This is a genomic window from Nocardia callitridis (assembly GCF_039543305.1).
GTDB lineage: Bacteria > Actinomycetota > Actinomycetes > Mycobacteriales > Mycobacteriaceae > Nocardia > Nocardia callitridis.
In genome coordinates this window covers 1,804,921-1,824,209 of the sequence record NZ_BAABJM010000001.1, presented here as the reverse complement: position 1 = coordinate 1,824,209, position 19,289 = coordinate 1,804,921, and the positions used below count along the sequence as shown (strand labels likewise).

The 19,289-nt window shown below is 66.4% G+C and carries 15 protein-coding genes and 2 riboswitches; of the genes, 9 read left to right on the top strand and 6 right to left on the bottom strand.

Annotated features, from left to right (window positions below; all coding sequences use genetic code 11):
- The first annotated feature begins 135 nt into the window (after positions 1–135).
- On the top strand, positions 136–624 hold the full coding sequence (locus tag ABEA50_RS07755; protein WP_345494363.1) for an inorganic diphosphatase: 489 nt from the start codon (positions 136–138) through the stop codon (positions 622–624).
- Positions 625–709: 85 nt separating this feature from the next.
- On the opposite strand, the gene ABEA50_RS07750 is transcribed toward ABEA50_RS07755, so the two are convergent.
- On the bottom strand, positions 710–1,531 hold the full coding sequence (locus ABEA50_RS07750) for a crotonase/enoyl-CoA hydratase family protein (protein WP_345494362.1): 822 nt from the start codon (positions 1,529–1,531) through the stop codon (positions 710–712).
- Between the two features lie 290 nt (positions 1,532–1,821).
- Here ABEA50_RS07750 and ABEA50_RS07745 point away from each other — a divergent pair, with 290 nt between their 5' ends.
- Together ABEA50_RS07745 and ABEA50_RS07740 are read left to right on the top strand one after the other, a co-directional pair.
- Positions 1,822–2,298, top strand: coding sequence for a YbaK/EbsC family protein (locus tag ABEA50_RS07745; RefSeq protein WP_345494361.1), 477 nt, complete (start codon positions 1,822–1,824; stop codon positions 2,296–2,298).
- 50 nt (positions 2,299–2,348) lie between these two features.
- The gene (locus tag ABEA50_RS07740; protein WP_425577547.1) at positions 2,349–2,900 is read left to right on the top strand and encodes a flavin reductase family protein; all 552 of its coding nucleotides are present in this window, start codon (positions 2,349–2,351) and stop codon (positions 2,898–2,900) included.
- A 257-nt stretch (positions 2,901–3,157) separates the two neighbouring features.
- Here the strand turns inward: ABEA50_RS07740 and ABEA50_RS07735 are convergent, their stop codons facing one another.
- Positions 3,158–4,474 carry an aminotransferase class V-fold PLP-dependent enzyme gene (locus tag ABEA50_RS07735; RefSeq protein WP_345494360.1) on the bottom strand — a complete coding sequence of 439 codons (1,317 nt, stop codon included), beginning with the start codon at positions 4,472–4,474 and terminating at the stop codon, positions 3,158–3,160.
- A gap of 47 nt (positions 4,475–4,521) precedes the next feature.
- Positions 4,522–4,635: riboswitch (SAM riboswitch) on the bottom strand.
- A gap of 384 nt (positions 4,636–5,019) precedes the next feature.
- Between ABEA50_RS07735 and ABEA50_RS07730 the strand changes: the two genes are divergently transcribed.
- Complete coding sequence (locus ABEA50_RS07730) at positions 5,020–8,967, top strand: Pls/PosA family non-ribosomal peptide synthetase (RefSeq protein WP_345494359.1); 3,948 nt, start codon at positions 5,020–5,022, stop codon at positions 8,965–8,967.
- Positions 8,967–10,298 carry a M1 family metallopeptidase gene (locus tag ABEA50_RS07725; RefSeq protein WP_345494358.1) on the top strand — a complete coding sequence of 444 codons (1,332 nt, stop codon included), beginning with the start codon at positions 8,967–8,969 and terminating at the stop codon, positions 10,296–10,298. Before ABEA50_RS07730 ends, ABEA50_RS07725 begins: the two co-directional genes overlap by 1 nt.
- Before the next feature lies 1 nt (position 10,299).
- Here ABEA50_RS07725 and ABEA50_RS07720 read toward each other — a convergent pair whose 3' ends face one another.
- The 4 genes from ABEA50_RS07720 to ABEA50_RS07705 are packed head-to-tail and all read right to left on the bottom strand — an operon-like array spanning position 10,300 to position 11,588.
- Complete coding sequence (locus tag ABEA50_RS07720; protein ID WP_345494357.1) at positions 10,300–10,488, bottom strand: hypothetical protein; 189 nt, start codon at positions 10,486–10,488, stop codon at positions 10,300–10,302.
- 8 nt (positions 10,489–10,496) lie between these two features.
- Entirely contained in the window at positions 10,497–10,673 is a 177-nt protein-coding gene (locus ABEA50_RS07715; protein WP_345494356.1) for a hypothetical protein, read from the bottom strand.
- A gap of 7 nt (positions 10,674–10,680) precedes the next feature.
- Entirely contained in the window at positions 10,681–11,142 is a 462-nt protein-coding gene (locus tag ABEA50_RS07710; RefSeq protein WP_345494355.1) for a DUF2752 domain-containing protein, read from the bottom strand.
- 59 nt (positions 11,143–11,201) lie between these two features.
- A complete protein-coding gene (locus ABEA50_RS07705; protein WP_345494354.1) occupies positions 11,202–11,588 on the bottom strand; it encodes a glyoxalase superfamily protein in 387 nt (128 codons plus the stop codon).
- 179 nt (positions 11,589–11,767) lie between these two features.
- Between ABEA50_RS07705 and ABEA50_RS07700 the strand changes: the two genes are divergently transcribed.
- The 4 genes from ABEA50_RS07700 to ABEA50_RS07685 all read left to right on the top strand — a co-directional run bounded on the left by ABEA50_RS07700 (position 11,768) and on the right by ABEA50_RS07685 (position 18,387).
- Positions 11,768–12,835, top strand: coding sequence for an alpha/beta fold hydrolase (locus ABEA50_RS07700; protein ID WP_345494353.1), 1,068 nt, complete (start codon positions 11,768–11,770; stop codon positions 12,833–12,835).
- A gap of 105 nt (positions 12,836–12,940) precedes the next feature.
- A riboswitch (cobalamin riboswitch) is annotated at positions 12,941–13,091 on the top strand.
- Between the two features lie 35 nt (positions 13,092–13,126).
- A complete protein-coding gene (locus ABEA50_RS07695; RefSeq protein ID WP_345494352.1) occupies positions 13,127–14,704 on the top strand; it encodes an ABC transporter substrate-binding protein in 1,578 nt (525 codons plus the stop codon).
- Between the two features lie 2 nt (positions 14,705–14,706).
- Positions 14,707–15,678 carry an ABC transporter permease gene (locus ABEA50_RS07690; protein WP_345494351.1) on the top strand — a complete coding sequence of 324 codons (972 nt, stop codon included), beginning with the start codon at positions 14,707–14,709 and terminating at the stop codon, positions 15,676–15,678.
- Between the two features lie 495 nt (positions 15,679–16,173).
- Positions 16,174–18,387, top strand: a complete 2,214-nt coding sequence (locus ABEA50_RS07685) for an ABC transporter ATP-binding protein/permease (protein ID WP_345494350.1) — start codon at positions 16,174–16,176, stop codon at positions 18,385–18,387.
- Positions 18,388–19,289: the final 902 nt, after the last annotated feature.

The window sequence follows — 19,289 nt, the reverse complement described above, 5'->3', positions numbered from 1 at the left end:
TCGCGGCAGCCTGCCGCACCCATGTCCCCTCGGACCACACTATCCTCGGTGCGCAAACCGTTCCCCGGAACAACCTGGCGAGTCGGCTGACTCGGAGAATCCCTACCGAAAGCCGCAACACTGTAAGGAGATGGCGTGGAGTTCGACGTCACCATCGAGATCCCCAAGGGTTCCCGCAACAAGTACGAGGTCGACCACGAGACCGGCCGCGTCCGGCTCGACCGATTCCTCTTCACGCCGATGGCCTACCCGGCCGATTACGGCTACATCGAGAACACCCTCGGCGAAGACGGCGACCCGCTCGACGCGCTGGTCCTGCTGCCGGCGTCGGTGTTCCCCGGCGTGCTCATCGAGGTCCGCCCGGTCGCGATGTACCGGATGACCGATGAGGCCGGCGGCGACGACAAGGTGCTGTGCGTGCCCGCGGGCGACCCGCGGTGGGAGCACATTCAGGACCTGAAGGATGTGCCGGAGGCCGAGTTGGCCGAGATCAAGCACTTCTTCGAGCACTACAAGGATCTCGAGCCGGGCAAGTTCGTGAAGGGCTCGGAATGGGTCGGGCGCGCCGAGGCCGAGGCCGAGGTGACCGCCTCGATCAAGCGGCTCGCCGACCAGGGCCACTGACCCTCGGCGAAAATCGCTACCGCACAACGAGAAACGGGAAGTCCGTCGGCCGGGCTTCCCGTTTTCGTTTCCTGCCGCGACGAATTCAGCGCCCGTCGAACTCCGGCGCCCGCTTCTCGAACACGGCCTTGATCGCCTCCGTCAGGTCCTCCGACGGCAGGAACGCGGCGTTCCACGCGGACACATAGCGCAGGCCCGCCGCGACCTCGTCCTTATTGCGTTGGTCGAGCACGTCTTTCACGCCCTGCACCACCAGCGGTGGGTTGGCCGCGATCTCGCGGGCGGTGGCGTGCGCGGCGGCGAGTGCGGCTTCCTTGTCGTCGAACACATCGTTGACAAGGCCGATCTTCTCCGCGCGGGCGGCGTCGATATCCTTTGCGGTGTAAGCGAGTTCACGCAAATGGCCGTCGCCGATGATGGCGGGCAGTCGGTGCAGCGAGCCGATGTCGGCGACGATGGCGACCTTCGCCTCACGCAGGCTGAACTTGGCGTCGGCACTGGCATAACGGATACCGACGGCGGCGATGAGATCGAGCCCGCCACCGATGCACCAGCCGGAGATCGCGGCGATCACCGGCTTGCGGCTGTCGGCCACGGCGGTGACCGCCGCCTGCATGCCGCGTACGTCGTGCAGGAAGTCGGTACGCGGTGCGGCGAGGGCGCGGTCTGCCATGAGCGGCCCGAAGGTCGAGCTCATCGCGGGCAGGTCGAGCCCGTAGGAGAAGTGATGGCCCGAGCCGGTGAGCACGATCGCACGCACCTGCGGGTCGGCGTCGAGTTGGCCGAAGACTTCGGGCAGTTCCCGCCAGAAATCCGGGCCCATCGCATTGCCCTTGCCTGGACCGGTCAATGTCACCTGGGCGACATGGTCCTTCGTCTCTACGGTGAAAGCCTGCCATTCAGTCATTCGTACAGCGTAAGTGGTGGCGCCTCGCCGGAATCTTGCGGACCGGCGAGTGCCACGAGACCCGCGGCGCCGGTCGTCGGGATCCGGGGAGTCACCGTATCGAACGAGGTCAGTTGGCTGCGCCAGTACGAAGTAGACCGAAAGGTAGCGGACATACTTCCCGCACCAGCGTCGATGCGGTGCGTGAAACTGTGCGCCACACCGCCTTCCGCACTACTCGGTGCCGAAACAGTCCCGCACTGGTACCTCGATCCGATCGTCCGGCGCCACGAACCCCTCTACCCTGAGGTATGCCCAAGCCAGCTTTACCGCCGGTCGCGAGCCGCGTCTCCGAGACGCTGATCGCACGTGGCCACCACGGAGTCATCCTCACCCAACAAGCGACGACGCATACCGCCGACGAAGCGGCGCGAGCACTGGGGATCGAGGTGGGCGCCATCGTCAAATCGCTGGTGTTTCTGCTCGATGACGATCCGATCCTGCTGCTGGTCTCCGGCGCGCATCAGGTCCACCGCAAGCGCACGGGCGCGCGACTGGAGGGAAAACTCACCATCGCGCCCGCCGACACCGTGACGCAGGCGACAGGACAACCGATCGGTGGCATCGCCCCACTCGGCCATCCGACGAATCTGCCCACCTGGGTCGACACCGCGTTATCCCAGCACAGCGAGCTCTGGGCAGCGGGTGGCCACCCGACGACCCTGTTCCGCAGCACCTACCAGGAACTGCTTCGCATCACCGCAGGACTTCCACTGGAGGTGGACTGAACCTGCGCCAACCCCCGCGTCGCGCGCGGAAAAGCCAGTAGCTTCGAGGGGTGAGCGAAGCAGAACATCCGCAGGGCGCCGAGGGGTCGCTCGACATTTCCGGCGGGATCGGCGCAGCGCGGTTCCGTACGTCGATGCGCCACTACCCTGCTGGCGTCACCATCGTCACCCTGCGTTCGGGCGACGGCCCGGTGGGTTTCACCGCGACCTCCTTCGCCTCGCTCTCGATGACCCCACCGTTGGTGTCGTTCAATATCTCCGACACGTCTTCCAGCTTGTCGGCGCTGCTGGACGCGGATTCGGTGGTAATCCACTTTCTCGGTGCGCACCAGCACGAGTTGGCGCAACGCTTCTCTCGCCCGGCGCAGCATCGATTCAGCGACCGCGCGCTCTGGGCGACGCTCGACACCGGCGAACCGGTACTGCACGGCACCCCGCTCTGGTTACACACCAGAATCCATCGCCTGATCCCGATCGGCGACCACACCCTCGTCATCGGGCTGGTCATCGAGGTGAACGACGAAACGGGCCATCAACCCGCCCCGGCGCCACTGCTCTATTACAACGGCCGCTACCACCGGCCGACCGCGCTGGAGCAATGAACATCGGCCGTCGCTGCCATCGTTGTCCGGCTCCGACGAACAAAAGGACACCGACCTCACCGCGCCCATTGAGCGTCGGTCAGATCCGTCCGCCCCGCCACCGCTACGCGGGTCACGAGGTCTCCGGTTGCTTGTTCACTAGACCGATCTACCGGAGATATCGCTCAAATGCCAACACGGCCAACTAATTTCGTTAAACAGCGGTGGGGTGGGACCACTCCGCGGTGTCACCCCACCTCGCAATTCGCGAAACACTCCTAGTCCACGAGGCAAGGGGCCGCATCGGGGGCGCCCGGTCCGAGGGGACGGGTTTCGGGAGTGGGGCTCCACAGGCCGTCGGTAGCCGCATAATCCCACGTCGCGCCCTGCTCGACGAGCATGCGGACGGCGGTGACCAAACGATCCACATCGGTGTCGGTGGTGCCGAGCCCGACGCTCGCGCGCAGCGCGCCGTCGATGCCGAGGCGAGCCAGCAGCGGGTGCGCGCAGAAGCGACCGTCGCGCACACCGATGCCGTGCTCGGCCGAAAGGTAGGCGGCGACGTGGCCGGGGACGAAACCGTCCAGGGTGAACGCGACGATACCGACGGCGTCGGCGCTGTCGTCCCAGATGCGCAACAGCCGCACGCCGGGGATCGCCGACAGTCCGGCGCGCAACTGGTCGGTGAGTCGTCGTTCCTGCGCGACAAGGGTTTCGGTGTCGATCGCGGCGATCGCCTCGCAGGCGGCGGCCAATGCCGCGGCACCGAGCACATTCGGTGAACCCGCCTCGTGCCGCTGCGGTGCCGCCGCCCACTTGGCCTCGGTGGTGGTGACCTCACGCACGGCGCCGCCACCGGCCAGGTACGGCTCGGCGTCTTCCAACCAGTCGCGGCGGCCGACGAGCACACCGGCACCGAACGGCGCGTACAGCTTGTGACCGGAAAAAGCCAGGTAATCGATGTCGTTGTCGCGCAGGCTGATTCGCCGATGTGCCACGAGCTGGGCGGCATCGACCAGAATCCGCGCGCCGCATTCGTGTGCGATGGTCGCCAACCGGCGCAGCGGCAGCACCTCACCGGTCACGTTCGAGGCACCGGTCACCGCGAGCAACGCGGCCGGCTTGGCGCACAGTTCGGCGACCAGGCGTTCGATGGTTTCTTCGACGGTGTCGGCGGCACGGACCACGCGGCGGCCGTGCTGGGCCCACGGCAGGAAATTGGCGTGATGTTCCACGTCGAGCACGACGGTGTCACCGGGAACGCAGGCGGCGAGCAGGTTCAGCGAATCGGTGGTGTTGCGGGTGAACACCACGACCTGATCGGTGTCGGCGTCGAGGAACTCACGCACCGACCCTCGGGCCGCCTCGTAACACTCGGTGGAGATCCGCGAGGCGTAACCGGCGCCGCGATGCACGCTGGCGTAATACGGGAGCAGCTGTTGGATCCGGTCGGTCACCTGCGTCAACGCGGGTGCGCTCGCGGCGTAGTCGAAGTTGGCGTATCGCGTGGTTCCGCCTTGCACGAGCGGCACCTCGAGGTCACGGCCGGACACTTCGGCGAGGGCGGCACAGGACTGGTCTACAGCGGTGGTCATCAGGTAATCCCATCGGCTCCGGGGACCCGTGATCAGGGGATCGTGCGAGTCCGCGCTTGCCGCGTTCGGGTGAACGGCGGCCTGGTCGTCACCCGGAGCACCCCACCGCGGAGGAGGGTTGCCGACCAGCAAGCCGGGGCTGAACGCTGGTACTCATGACCTCATCCGAGATTGACAGAAGCCCCCCCACGGTGTCAACACCTTCGCGCGCCCGCCCACCGCGCCCGATTCCACTGAGCCGCACCGACGCCGGACGATGAGCCGAATCACACCGGCGCCTCCCGAGCGTCGCAGCGATCATCTGGCGAACCGCGCCGATGCGGGCGTCCACCAGGCATCGGCATCGGAAAGCGCGCCTCGACCGGCGGTTCCCGCAACGAGCCACGACCACTCCCCCGCCTTTGGCAATCGTTCGGCGAGCAGTAGATACGGGCAGGCCCAGGTAATGTAGACAATCGGTCACCTGGGCGTTTGCCCACTGGTAACCCAGCTGTGAAACAACAAGAGAGATGCGAGGCACGTCGATGGGAGGTGGGCGGAGCGTCATGCTCGAACCAGAAGCCCAAGAGGTCCCCGAGGTGACCCCGCCGATACCGGAGACTTCGCCCGCACTCGCGGGCGGTGCGCGCACGCCGGCGCCGCGCACCCTCGTCGATATCCTCACCGCCACCGCGCAGGCCGACCCCGACGCCCCCGCCATCGATGACGGCCGCGTCACGCTGAGCTATCTCGAACTCGTCGTCGCGATCGAGAACACGATGAACCGGCTGGCCATCGCCGGTGTGCGGCGCGGTGATCGTGTCGGCGTCCGCATGCCGTCGGGCAGCCACGAGCTCTACGTCACCATCCTCGCGGTCCTCTACGTCGGTGCCGCCTACGTCCCGGTCGACGCCGACGATCCCCCCGAACGCGCGCAACTGGTGTTCGGCGAAGCGCAGGTCACCGCGATCGTCACCGGCGAGGGTGTGCAAACCACCGCCGCGGGTATTCGCGCCGCCGAGCAGACCCGCGCCGACGACAGTCCGTCCGCGCTGCCCGCCCCCGACGACGACGCGTGGATCATCTTCACCTCCGGCTCGACCGGAACCCCCAAGGGCGTCGCGGTCACGCACCGCAATGCCGCCGCCTTCGTCGACGCCGAGGCACGGCTGTTCCTGCAAGACGAGCCGATCGGACTGGGCGACCGCGTGCTCGCCGGTCTTTCGGTGGCCTTCGACGCCTCCTGCGAGGAGATGTGGCTGGCCTGGCGCAACGGCGCCTGCCTGGTTCCCGCGCCACGCGAATTGGTGCGCACCGGCGCCGATCTCGGCCCATGGCTGGTACGCAGGGAGATCAGCGTCGTCTCGACGGTGCCGACGCTCGCGGCGACCTGGCCCGCCGAAGCACTCGATGCCGTGCGCCTGTTGATCTTCGGCGGCGAGGCGGTACCACCGGAACTGGCCGAACGCCTCGCGGCCAAAGGTGATTCGGAACGCGAGGTGTGGAACACCTACGGCCCCACCGAGGCGACGGTGGTCGCGTGCGCGGCGCTGCTCGACGGCAACCCGCCGATCCGGATCGGACTACCGCTGGACGGCTGGGACCTGGTCGTGGTGGACAAGGCCGGAAACCCGGTGGCCGAAGGCGAAACCGGTGAACTGGTGATCGGCGGTGTCGGCCTGGCCAGGTACCTCGATCCGGCCAAGGACGCCGAGAAATACGCGCCACTGCCCTCGGTCGGCTGGGAACGCGCTTATCGCAGCGGCGATCTCGTGCGCAACGAGAGTGCGGGTCTGGTGTTCCTCGGCCGCGCCGACGATCAGATCAAGCTCGGCGGTCGCCGCATCGAACTCGGTGAGATCGACAACGCGCTGCAACACCTACCCGGTGTCACCGGCGCCGCCGCGGCGATCCGAACCACCAAGGCGGGCAACAAGATCCTGATCGGGTATCTGACCGGCCCAGGCAGTGACTTCGATTCCAAGGCCGCACGCGCCCTGCTCACCGAACACCTACCAACGCCGCTGATCCCACGGCTCGCGGTGGTGGCCGAATTACCGACTCGCACCTCGGGCAAGGTCGACCGCGACGCGCTGCCGTGGCCGCTGCCCAATGCCGACGACGAGGACGATGTCGACAACGAGCTCACCGGCACCGCGGAATGGGTTGCCGGGTTGTGGGATTCGATTCTCGGCGCGGACGTCACCGACCTGGACGCCGACTTCTTCGACCTCGGCGGCGGTTCACTGTCGGCCGCTCAACTGGTCGCCGCACTGCGCGAACGGTATCCGCAGATCGCCGTCGCCGACCTCTACGATCACCCCCGCCTCGGCGCGCTCGCCGAACTACTCGACCGCAGCACCCCCGCCGTCGCCGTCGAAGAACGCGTCGTCACCCCCACGCCGCGGCACGCGCAGTGGACCCAGGTGCTGGCCACCGTCCCACTCACCACACTCACCGGTTTGCAATGGCTCACCTGGCTCGCCATCGTCGGCAATGTGGCGAGCTGGTCCGGTTCGCTGCCGTGGCTACCGCAGCTGTCGTGGTGGTGGACGCTGATCGCGTTCGTCCTGTTCATCACGCCACCGGGTCGGATGGCCATCTGTGTCGCCGGTGCACGAGTACTGCTGCGCGGCGTGCGGCCCGGCAGCTATCCGCGCGGCGGCTCGGTACACCTGCGGCTGTGGGCCGCGGTGCGCCTGTCGGAGGCCAGTGGCGCCGAGAATCTGTCCGGTGCGCCGTGGATGGTGCCGTTCGCGCGGGCACTGGGCGCGAAGATCGGCCACGGTGTCGACCTGCACACCCTGCCACCGGTGACCGGCATGCTCGAACTCGGTGACGGATGCAGCGTCGAACCCGAGGTCGACCTGTCCGGGTACTGGCTCGACGGTGACGTCGTGCATCTGGGCCCCATCACCATCGGCGCCGGCGCGGTGGTCGGCGCGCGCTCGATCCTGCTTCCTGGCACCAAGATCGGCAGAAACGCCGAGGTGGTCGCCGGTTCCTCGGTGTCGGGCAAGGTGAAGGCCGAACAGGAATGGTCGGGTTCGCCCGCCGCGAAGATCGGCAAGGCCAGGCATCGCTGGCCCGCACACACCCCGGAAAGGGCAAGGCGTTGGGTCGGCGTCTTCGGTGTCACGTCCATGGTGTTGGCCGCGATGCCGATCTTCGGTTTGGCCGTCGGTGGGCTGTTCATCGCCTGGTTCGTCCGCGACACCCGTACCATCGCGGGCGGACTCGGTCGCGCGTTGGCCATCCTTCCGGTCGCGACACTGCTGAGCCTCGGCGTGTACGCGATCGCGACAATCGTGGCGGTCCGGCTGCTCAGCATCGGATTGACCGAGGGCTATCACCCCGTCCGCAGCCGCGTCGGCTGGCAGGTGTGGTCCACCGAACGCCTGCTGGATTCGGCGCGGACCTTCCTGTTCCCGCTGTACGCCAGCCTGCTCACCCCGATCTGGTTACGCCTGCTCGGAGCGAGAATCGGCAAGAGCGTCGAAGCCTCGACCGTCCTGCTGCTACCGAAATTCACCACCGTCGCCGATGGCGCGTTCCTCGCCGACGACACCATGATCGCCAGCTACGAACTGGGTGGCGGGTGGCTGCGCATCGGCGAAGCGAAGGTCGGCAAGCGCGCGTTCCTCGGCAACTCCGGGATGACCGCGCCGGGTCGCAGAGTCCCGAAGAACGGCCTGGTCGCGGTGCTCTCGGCGGCGCCGTCCAAGGCGAAGGCCGGATCGTCGTGGCTGGGCAGCCCGCCGGTTCGGCTGCGCCGCTCCGCCGAAAGCAATGACACCGCACGCACCTTCGACCCGCCGCCCCGGCTGCGGGTGGCGCGCGCACTGGTGGAGACCTGTCGACTGGTCCCGGTGATGGTGACCTTCGCCATCGGCCTCGGGGTGCTGTTCACTCTCGCCTGGATCGCCCACGGGCTCGGCCATTTCGTCGCCGCCCTGTTGAGCGGCGTGGTGTTGTTGGCCGCGGGCGCGGTGGCCGGTGCGTGCGCGGTGTCGGCGAAATGGTTGCTGGTCGGGCGGATCGGCGCCGAGGAACACCCGCTGTGGAGTTCGTTCGTGTGGCGCAACGAAGTATCCGACGCGTTCGTGGAAACCGTTGCGGCACCGTGGTTCGCGCGTGCGGCGACCGGAACACCCGTGCTCAATATCTGGTTGCGCGGGCTCGGTGCGCGGATCGGACGCGGGGTATGGTGCGAGTCCTACTGGCTACCGGAGGCGGACCTGGTGACACTCGGTGACGGCGCGACCGTGGAACGCGGATGCGTGGTGCAAACCCACCTGTTCCACGATCGCATCATGGCGATGGACACCGTCACCCTCGGCGCGGGAGCCACCCTCGGACCGCACTGCGTCGCATTGCCCGCCTCCAGCATCGGTGACGGCGCGACGGTCGGCCCCGCCTCGCTGGTCATGCGTGGCGACGCGGTGCCACCCTCGACTCGCTGGTGGGGCAACCCGATCGCCCCATGGTTCACGGGCGACCCGAAAGCGCGCTGATGCCAGGCAAATTCGCCGATGCACCGATCGATGACTATCTACCCCAGAACGGGAACCGGGGCTACCGGGTGTCGCGCTACGAGCTCACCCTCGCCTACCGCGTGGCGAGCAACCGGCTGTCCGGACGTGCCGATATCACCGCGGTCACCACGGCGGCGCAACCACGTTTCGCGCTCGACCTCGCGCAATCACTGCATGTGACAAAGGTTTTCGTCAACGGAGCCAAGGTGGGGAAGTACACCCACCAGCGGGGAAAGCTCGTTGTCACACCGCGCCAACGGATTCCGGCCGGAGGGGTACTCGCGATCAGTGTGCATTACTCGGGTGCGCCGAAACCGGTGCGCGGGCAGTGGGGCGAGGTCGGCTGGGAGGAACTGACCGAGGGCGCGCTGGTGGCCAGTCAACCCAATGGCGCGGCCTCCTGGTTTCCCTGCGACGATCACCCCAGTTCCAAGGCCAGCTACCGGATTTCGATCACCACCGACACCCCGTACTACGCGCTGGCCAACGGTGCTTTGATCGCCAAGCAGACCAAAGCGAGCCAAACCACCTGGGTCTACGAGCAGACCGAACCGATGTCCAGCTACCTGGCGACCATCCAGATCGGCCCGTACCGCAAGCACCGGATAGCGGGACCGGGCACGGTGCCGATGCACGCCGTGCTCCCCCCTCGGCTGCGCATCGATTTCGATCATGATTTCGCCAGGCAGCCGCGGATGATGGCGGTGTTCACCGAGCGATTCGGCCCGTACCCCTTCGAGGCGTACACCGTGGTCGTCACCGACGACGAGCTGGAAATCCCGATCGAAGCGCAAGGCATCTCCATCTTCGGCGCGAACCACTGCGACGGACGACGCGGCGCCGAACGACTTGTCGCACATGAGCTCGCCCACCAGTGGTTCGGCAACAGCCTCACGTTGCGACGCTGGCGCGACATCTGGTTGCACGAGGGGTTCGCCTGCTATGCCGAATGGATCTGGTCGGAGGCGGCGGGCGGGCCGACCGCCGATCAATTGGCTCGCGCGGCGCGACACGGCCTTTCGCGGTTACCGCAGGACATCGTCGTCGGCGATCCCGGTGCGCGCGACATGTTCGACGACCGGGTGTACAAGCGCGGCGCGCTCACCCTGCACGCGGTGCGCCTCGAGCTCGGCGACGACCAGTTCTTCACACTGTTGCGCGAATGGACGAAGCGCTACCGGCACGCGTCGGTGACCACCGAGGAATTCACCGACCTGGCAGGTCACTACAGCGCGTCCGCGCTGCGCCCGTTGTGGGACGCGTGGTTGCGCACCGATCGGTTGCCGGAACTGCCCTCGGCCAAGCGCTAGGTCAGAACACCAGGTAGCGCGCGGCGAGTTCCTCGATAATCGGGTCGTCGGCGGCGATATGGTCGAGCGTTTCCAGGTCGGCCTCGACCGCGAGCTGCCGTTGATCGTCCGGCTCGGCGTCGGTCGCGGGGTCCTCGGCGAGCTGGCGGACCAATTTCTCGCGCACCCTTTGCTTCAGCACATCGCTCATCGTCGCGGTCAGCGGTCCTTTCCCTCGTCGTCTCGGCCGGATTCCGGCCCCCTGAATTCCTTGGATTCATCGGATTCGTCGTCTTGTCGGGACCGTCGGAACACCTGACGGGCCAGCGGAATCATCACGACCAACGCACCGAGCACGAGAACTATCGAAAAGACCTGACCCAGAATCGAATCCATGTCCCTCCTAAACCGGAGTCAACCACGTCCCCCACGGTGTATTGCGCAGCACGGTGTACAGCGCGAGCAGCCCGAGAAACACCCACATCGTGGTGCGACTGATCGCCGGTAACCGCATGGGTTCGCCGCGCCAGGCACGAACCGTCCAATCGCCCACCCACAGCACGAACGCGAGTACCAGCGGAATCGCCAGCAGACTGCTGTGCAACGAGTCGATGATGTGACCCTCGGTCAGGTTGTGCACCGCCCGCATGCCACCGCAACCGGGGCAATAGATCCCGGCCAGCGCGTAGAGCGGGCAGATCCCATAGGAACCTTCGACATGCGGGTCACGCAGATGCAGTAATACCCCGACGCCGATCCCGGCACCCGCTACGAGCAACGGAATCCAAGCTCCCGCAACTCCACGCGCCAGCGGCGCCGATTCGGCCTCGGCCGTGGGTTCGGGGGCAACATGCGCGTTCTCCACAAGCACCCACGGTAGCCGCGCGCCGCGGCACGCCGCCACGGTATCGATATCCGACGACGTCAGGAGCTCTGCGCGAAGCGCAGCACATTCCCGAACGGGTCGATGAGCTCGAACCCACGCCCACCTGGCCCGTCCTCGGGAGCGCCGGGCCGCGCGAAGCCGTATTCCACGTCCGCCAATTCCGCGTGCAGGGCGTCCACGTTGTGCACAGCGATCCACAGCACGGTGCCCGGCGTGCCGTCGCCGTGATGCTCGCTCAAATGCAGCGTCATCGAGGCACGCGATACCTGCGCGTAGAGCGGGCCGCCACCGGGCAGGTCGTCGAACCTGTACTCCCAGTCGACGACGAATCCCAGATAGTCGCGATAGAACCCGTAAGCCTTGGTGACGTCGAAGATCCGCTGCACGGGAATCGGCGGCTCGAAACCGATCGAATCGGAGGTCATGCGCGCAGTATGCCGACGGCATAGGACAGATCGGTGCCCTCCGGATGGTCGATTTCAGGCATGAACGTACCGATCCGTGGGTATTACTACCAGTGAGTCAGGGCCACCACCTGGACTGCTAGCACTAGCTAGCACTGGGCTTGCACGGTAATGTGGTGGCGGACACAAAGGAGTGCCTGATGCTGACAAAGACGATTCAGACGTCCATCCAGGCGCTGGCCGGTGCCCCCAACGGCGCGTTGACCGCCGCTTATCGCGCGGGATTGCGATCGCGGGCCTATCGCACCGCCGCACTGAACGCGCCGACCACACCGCATCAGGTTGTTCCGGTCACCACCGTCGACGGCGCTCGTCTGCGCGTGCACTCCTACGGGCCCGCCGATGGCGACGTCATCGTGCTGATCCACGGCTGGAGTTGCTGCCTCGAATACTGGAACCCGCAGATCAACGCGTTCGCCGAGAACCACCGCGTGGTCGTCTACGACCAGCGCGGGCACGGAAGCAGCGAACCCGGCCGTACGCTGCCCAGCCGCGAAACCCTCGCCGACGACCTCGCCGCCGTACTCGACGCCACCCTGCACCCCGGTCAGCGCGCGGTACTGGTCGGCCACAGCATGGGCGGCATCACGGTGCAGGCGTGGGCCGCACGGTATCCCGAGCAGGTACGCCGCCGCGCCGCCGCCGTCATGCTGGTCAACACCTCTTCGGGCGGTATCCGCTACGACACCGATCTGCTCCCGCTGCTGAACAAGCCGCTCACCGTCGGCGACAAGCCGGTCACGGTGCTCGGCGCCAGCATTCGGGTGCCGATCATCTTCGCCGAAACCCTGCTCACCTCCCCGCTGCCGTTGCCGGGCGGCTGGCCGGTGAACTTCCTGCTGAAGGCGCGGGTGATGTCCAAGCACGCGACCGCCGACCAGGTCGATTTCGCGCTGGGCATCGTGCGATCGTGTCGTCCGCTGGCGCGGGGACGTCACGCCGCGATGCTGGCGAACCTCGAACTGGGCGATGCCGCCAAGTATTTGACGGTGCCGACCACCGTCATCGCGGGCGAGCACGACCATCTCCTGCCGAAACGGATGTCGCGGCGCATCGCCGACATCCTGCGCGAGGCCGGAAACCTGGCGTCCTACCGAGTGTGGCCGACCGGACACCTCACCAATATCGAGGCCGCCGACTACTTCAATGCCGAACTCGCCCGTGTCGTGCAGCGCGCGGGCGGGCACGCCACCTATGCGGCTGGCTGACCTGCGCTGATCCGCAGCGGATTCGCCGAGCGTCGGAATCGTCCACGCCCGGTTCGCCTTTCGCCGTGACCACGGCCGCGTGCCGACGCGCCATCGCGCGGTCTTGTAACGTCGGTGAACGGCGTAGGGAACACCGGTGCGAATCCGGGGCTGTCCCGCAACTGTCACCGAGGAGTAATCCGCCAATTCAGTGGTCACGACCTACCCAGGTTGGAAGGCCGGCGGTGCGCGTCGATCCGGGAGCCAGGACACCTGCGCCCGCTGTATCGGGACACACCCACGAGGATGGCCATGAACAACTCCACATCGGCTCGGCACCCCTTAGGGCGCCGGAGCTTTCTGGTGGGCGGCGCACTCGGCGCCGCCGCGCTCGCCGCATCGCTGACCGGTTGCGGCACCGACGCCACCGACATTCCGGTCGGCCCGCCCCGACCCGGCGGTCGACTACGCACCGTCGTCGCGGGTCGCTCCGCGAGCGCCGACGTGCTCGACCCCTTCGACGCGGGCAGTTCCGCGGGCGGTGTCGTCTCCAAGAATGTCTGGGACAAGCTGGTCGCCTACAACGACGATCTGACGTTGCGCTACCGGCTCGCGCGATCGGTCGAGCCCAACGCCGACGGCAGCCGCTGGCGGATCACGCTGCGTCCCGGCATCGTCTTCAGCGACGGAACCCCGCTCACCTCGCGTGATGTGCTCTGGAGTTTTCAACGCATGGTCAACCCGAGGCAGCGTTCGGCGGGCGACGTCGCGATCATCGATATCGCGAACACCCGCACCGACGGCGACCTCGCCGTGGACGTAGCGATGCGGGCACCGATCGCCGACTTCGGATCGGTACTGGCCGGCTGGTACTGCTACGTGATCAAGGACGGCACCAGCACCTTCGACGACAGGACGCTGCCCGTCGGCACCGGCCCCTACGCGCTCGCGAGCTGGTCGCCCGGCGATCGCACTCTGCTGCGCCGCAACGAACGCTACTGGGACGGGCAGGTTCTGCTCGACGAGGTGGAAGTCATCCAGATCGCCGAAACCGAGGCGAGGATGAACGCGTTCCTCTCCGGTGACGCGGAGATGGTCCAGGAAATGTCCTATGTACAGGCGCAGAGTGCCGACAGCGACCAGGGCATCAAGTTGCTCGTGCCGCAATTCGGATTGATGAACTGTTTCCAGATGCGTTCGGACATGGCGCCTTTCGACGACGTGCGAGTGCGCCAGGCGATGCGCCTCGCGGTCGACCGACAGGCCATGGTCGATTCCGTCTACTACGGCTACGCCGAGATCGGCAACGACACCTACGGCAAGGGTGCTCCCTTCTATGACGACACGCTGCCGCAACGCTCCTACGACCCGCAACAGGCCAGAGCCCTGCTGAAGGCAGCGGGCAAAGAGAACCTCCAGGTGACCATGCACACCGCCGACGCCATCCCCGGCATGGTCGAATCGGCGACACTGTTCGCCGAACAGGCCAAGGCCGCCGGTATCACCATCGCACTCGAATCCGTACCCGCCGACACCTATTTCGCGATCGTCGCGGGCAAGCAGCCGCTCACCCACCTGGGGATGTGGAATTACAGCCTGGACTATTTCTACGGCCAGACCATGGTCACCGACGCACCGAACAATGGCACCGGCTGGCATCGCCCAGCGTGGGACGCGAAGTTCGCCGAGGCACGCGCTTCGTTGCGTGTCGAGCAGCGCACGGCGCTGTATCACGGACTGCAACAAGAACTCTGGGATGAGGGTGGGCTCATTCTGCACAGCTTCGCCAAGCGCCCCGACGCCGCACGCGTCGAGGTGCAGGGCGTGCCGAGCGGTGTCCCCGGCACCGACGACTGGGCGAATTTCGCCAAAGCCTGGCTCGCTCGCTGACCATGGTCGGATATCTGACCCGCCGCGTCGGCGCGGGCATCGTCGTACTGTTCGTCGTCGCGCTGGTGGTGTTCTGCCTGTTCGAATCGTTGGATTCGGATGCGGCCACCGTCGCGCTTTCGCGCAATGGCGGTGCGACGCCGACACCGGAACAGGTCGCCGCGCTGCGCACCGAACTCGGACTGGACCGCCCCGCGCCGGTGCGGTTCGCCGAGTGGGCGAGCGGATTCGTGCGCGGCGACTTCGGGACCTCGCTGATCTCGGGCCGCCCCGTGCACGACATCCTGCTCGAGCGTCTGTCCAACAGTGCCGCATTGGCTGTCCTGACCGCGATCCTGTTGGTTCCCTTGACTATCGGCCTCGGACTCGCCGCGGGAGCACGACCGGGATCGCGGCTGGATCGGACGATCAGCGTCGGGGCTCTCACCGCGGAGTCGGTGCCGTCTTTCGTCTCCGGCGTGCTGTTGGTCGCGCTGGTTTCTTTGACACTGCACCTACTCCCCGCCGTCTCACTTTTGCCCACCGGTGCCAGCCCGTTCAGCCGTCCCGAGGTGCTGATCCTGCCGATCGTCTGTCTGCTCACCGGATTGTCACCGCACCCGACTCGGATGGTGCGCGCACAAACCACCGAGGTGATGACCAGGCCGTATATCCAGGCAGCTCGGCTCAATGGCGTGGGCGAACTTCGTTTGCTGCTGCGCCACGCCGCGCCCAATGTGTTGTCGGCTTCGGTGCACCCGTTGGCGGCCGGGCTGGTCGGCTTGATCGGCGGCGTCGCGGTGGTCGAGACGTTGTTCGTGTACCCAGGGCTGTCACAGGAGTTGTTGCGCGCCATCTCCGCTCGTGATTTCCCCTTCGTGCAGTCGGCGGCGGTGCTGATGGCCGCGGCTGGCATCACGGTCTACCTGATCGCCGACATCTTGGCGTTGCTCACCAGCCCACGCGCCCGACAGTTGGTTCTGGAGAAACGGTGAAACCCCGATGACCTCCCTTGACTTTCGCATTCACTCGAGCACGCCGCTTCCGCACGATGCACCATGCTGCGCAATCGAATCGGTATGCGAGCCGATCATGTACAGCGCACAACGACCAGGTAGTTCGCGGCGATATTCGCCACCACCACTTCATGATCAGAGATGCCGAAGTCGTCGCCGACGGCGACCGAGATCGGTGTTTCCGCGATCGCCCCACACTCACCTCGTGCGGCGAACCGTGCCCCCAACGGCCGGCACCCGAAGAGCACCGGCGCGCAACCGGATCGATACGCACATGCGGACATCACGCACGGTCACGCCATTGGCGTTTGAGTGCACTCTTTCGATACAGAACTCAGCGAGCGTGTTCTCGGCACCAACGTTGCGTATTCCGGCGTTGACGGTCTCGGCCGACACCACCGTTTTTCCGCCCACCTATGCTGCGACGGCGCGTACCGGTCGGCACCCTCGACACCGCATGTCCGAGGAGCGTTGATGCGCAAGAAGTTCAACCTTCGGACCGGCTGGGCGCTGCTCGCGTCCGCAGTGTTGGGGTTGGTAGTTTTCGGCCCGCTGCTCGCACCCTACGCACCGACCGCGTCCGCCGGGCCGCCGCTGCGCGGACCGTCCGCGCGGCATCTGCTCGGTACCGATGTGATCGGTCGCGATGTACTTTCGCGTGTGCTGCACGGCGGGTTGCCGTTGGTCTCGATCGCCACCGTCGCCATCCTGGTGGCATACGCGATCGGCCTGTGTCTGGGGCTGGTCGCGGGGTTGCGACGCGGTTTGGACGGTTGGATCATGCGACCGGTCGACGCGATCCTTGTCGTGCCGTGGTTTCTGCTGTTGGCGGTGATCGCTACGGCGGTCGGTGGCGGGCCGACCGCCGTGGTGCTGACCACCGCGTTCGCCTGCGTGCCATGGATCATCCGCATCGTGCGCACCGCGGTACTGGATATCGCGGCGACCGGGTACGTGGAATCAGCTCGGGCGCGCGGTGAACCGCTGTGGCGGTTGGCCGTGGTCGAGGTGTTGCCGAATCTGCGTTCGGTGGTATTGGCCGACGCCGGTGTGCGGATCTCACTGACCATCTCGATGGTGGCGGTCAGCGGATTTCTCGGCCTCGGGTTGCGCCCACCCTCGGCGGACTGGGCGTTGATGATCACCGAGAACCGTCCTGGTTTCGCCAGGCAGCCGCTGTCTGTGCTCGCGCCGACTGTGCTCATCATGCTGCTGGTGGTATCGATCAATATGCTCACCGACCGTGCGTTGGGCACACGGCGCGGCAGACGAACAGCAATCGTGCGCGGCGGCGACGGGGGGATTCGCGTCGAGCACCTCACCGTCCGCGATCAAGACGACGCGATCGTCCTCGACGACGTCACCCTCGATGTTCCGCCCGGCCGGGGGCTCGCGGTCGTCGGCCCGTCGGGTGCTGGCAAGACCACCCTCGCGCTCGCCGCGCTCGGCGCTCTACCACCGCAACTGCGTACGGAGGGCGTCGTCATGGTGGGCACCGGCGAGCGTCGTATCGGCTACGTGCCGCAGGACCCTGCGGCGGGCCTCAACCCGGCGATGCGCGTTGCCACCGCGATCCGCGAAATCGCCCGCCTGCAACCGACTTCCGACCTGGAGGCCACCGTCGCCACGGCATTGCGCCGAGTCGGCCTGCCCGACGACGCCCGGTTCCGCCGTCGCTACCCACACGAACTCTCCGGCGGCCAGCAGCAACGCGTGCTGCTGGCGATGGCGCTGATCGGCGATCCCGCCGTCATCGTGCTCGACGAACCCACCACCGGCCTCGACCAGCAGACTCGTGCGGAACTGGTCGAACTGCTCACCGATATCCGCCGCACCACCTCGACGGCGCTACTCGTGGTCACCCATGACCTGCCCGGCCTCGCACCGGTGATCGATGAAGTGGCGCAGCTGGATACGGGAAGGATCGTCTCCCGAGCGCCATACCGCCGTACCGAGACAAGCGCCGCTGTTACTCCGGCGTGCCGCCCAGCGGCGTCGTCCGATACACCGGTCCTGCACGTCGAGGCACTCACGGTCGGCCATCGCCAGCAGCGTGGATTTCTTCCGGTAGCCGAGAATCTCTCTTTCGACCTACACCCGGGAGAATGCGTTGCCATCACCGGCCGCTCCGGCGCGGGCAAGACCACGGTGGCGAGGGTTGTCGCCGGTCTACACCAACCAGAGACGGGCACAATCGAACTCGACGGCCAACGTCTGCTCGCACGGGTAGACCAACGCTCGCCCGAACAACGCGGCGCCATCCAGTTGATCTTCCAAAACCCCGCCACTTCACTGAATCCCAGCTATACCGTCGGCACCCAGATCCACCGTCCGCTACGCCTGCGCGGCATGGACAATCGCGCAGCCGCCGAGGAAGCCGCCCGCCTCCTGGAATCCGTTCACCTGGACCCCGCACTGGCCATCCGTCGCCCCACCGAACTCTCCGGCGGCCAACAACAACGCGTAGCCCTCGCCCGCGCCATGGCCGCCTCCCCCCGCATCCTCATCTGCGACGAAATCACCTCCTCCCTCGACCCCCGAACCCAAAGCCTGATCCTCACCCTCCTCAACACCCTCAAATCCCAAGGCACAGCCCTGATCCTGATCACCCACCAACACACCGCAATCCACCATCTCGCCGACACCACCGTGGCCTTGGACGCCGCCTCAGCCAGCCTGGGCGCCTAACCGAGGTCCCGTCGCAAGCCTGCTTCACGGTCACAGCAATCCGGCGCCCGCACCCCTCCGAATACCTCATGAGCTACCAGGCCGGATGCCAGCAGTTGAATTTTGTTCAGGCCCAGGCTTTCCAGCGACTGGAACTTGTTGCACGAATGTGACTAATGGCGAGTAACTTACTGGCTGCACAGGCTAGGCAGGGACAGCAACTTGCCACTGGTTTGTGACGCGTTGCCACTGCAATGCACCGAATACGGATAGCTAGCGTTCTGCGATGAGGGAGAAATCGTAATTTTCATCACGAAACCTCACCTTTGCCGCAGGAAAACCGTGGGACCAATTGCGGGAATACCGTACAGATGTCCTACTAGTAGACAGTGCCCGGTTCGCCAGGGGGCAACCTGACAAACCGGGCACCAGAGGTCACTCGCGCGAGGAATTCAGCAAAGCACTGATCGCGCGAAGTGACACAGCCGACAGCCTGGCAACCGTTGTTGCCAGGCTGTCGCTATCTATGACGACCAAAATCGTAAACACGAAGTCGCATCCTTTAGCGGCAGCCGTGCACCAACGGCTGACTGTCTCCACCCCGCCGGGGCGCGAGGCCCCTTCCCGGGTGTTGTCCGATGACTCGGGCGGAACGCTGCCCACCGAACCTCCTTCACTGCGGTGACTGCTGCCGATCAGCAGCAGCCCCAGGTACCGCGATTCGCGAGTACCGGGGTCTCATGGCCTCCTCGGAGGGAGGCGATGCAGTGGGGATTCATAGTCGGACCGCATGGTCGAACCGAACCGAAAGCCTAGAGGTTACTTGCCTGTTGGACCTTCACAACCTCCACGCACTCGTACTCGGTAGGACCCGTGACGCTCTCAGCCCGTCGGACACCCGTTGCCGCATCGCATTCCCGCGA